This is a genomic window from Streptomyces sp. C (genome assembly GCF_000158895.1).
Lineage (GTDB): Bacteria > Actinomycetota > Actinomycetes > Streptomycetales > Streptomycetaceae > Streptomyces > Streptomyces racemochromogenes.
Genome location: NZ_GG657750.1, coordinates 7075439 through 7076161 on the forward strand (window position 1 = coordinate 7075439; position 723 = coordinate 7076161).

A 723-nucleotide genomic window follows, 5' to 3' on the forward strand; every position below is an offset into this window, starting at 1 on the left:
CCGTCCCGTCCGGTCCAGGCGAGCAGCCGCTCGGCGGGCCAGGTGTTGACCACCCGTTCCTCCGGCACCCCGCACTCAGCCGCCCGCGCGCAGCCCAGGATCTGCCAGTCCAGCTGGCCCGGGGCGTGCGCGTCGGTGTCGACCGCGAAGAGGGTGCCCGCCGCGACGGCCATCCGCAGCAGCCGCCGGGGCGGGTCGAGGCGCTCGGGGCGGCTGTTGACCTCCACGGCCGTGCCCGACTCCGCGCACGCCGCGAAGACGGCCTCGGCGTCGAACACCGACTCGGGGCGGGTCCGGCCCGTGACCAGCCGGCCCGTGCAGTGCCCGAGGACGTCCAGGAGCGGATTGCGCACCGCCTTGAGCAGCCGGCGCGTCATCGCCGGCGACTCCATCCGCAGCTTCGAGTGGACGGATCCCACCACCAGGTCCAGCTGCTCCAGCAGCTCCGGCTCCTGGTCGAGCGAGCCGTCGAGCAGGATGTCGCACTCGATCCCGGTGAGCAGCCGGAACGGTGCCCACCGCGCGTTCAGCTCCGCCACCACCCGCAGCTGCTCGCGCAGCCGCTCCGGCGACAGCCCCCGGGCGACCTTCAGGCTCGGCGAGTGGTCCGTCAGCACCGCCCACTCGTGCCCCAGCTCCGCAGCGGCCCGCCCCATCGCCTCGAATCGGGCTCCCGCCGTCGGACCAGTCCGAGTGCAGGTGGCAGTCCCCGCGCAGGGCGGC

1 pseudogene is annotated in these 723 nt (G+C 75.0%); it reads right to left on the reverse strand.

Annotation, left to right across the window (positions count from 1 at the left end):
- Positions 1 to 723, reverse strand: a pseudogene (locus SSNG_RS31645) (PHP domain-containing protein); the annotation flags it as partial.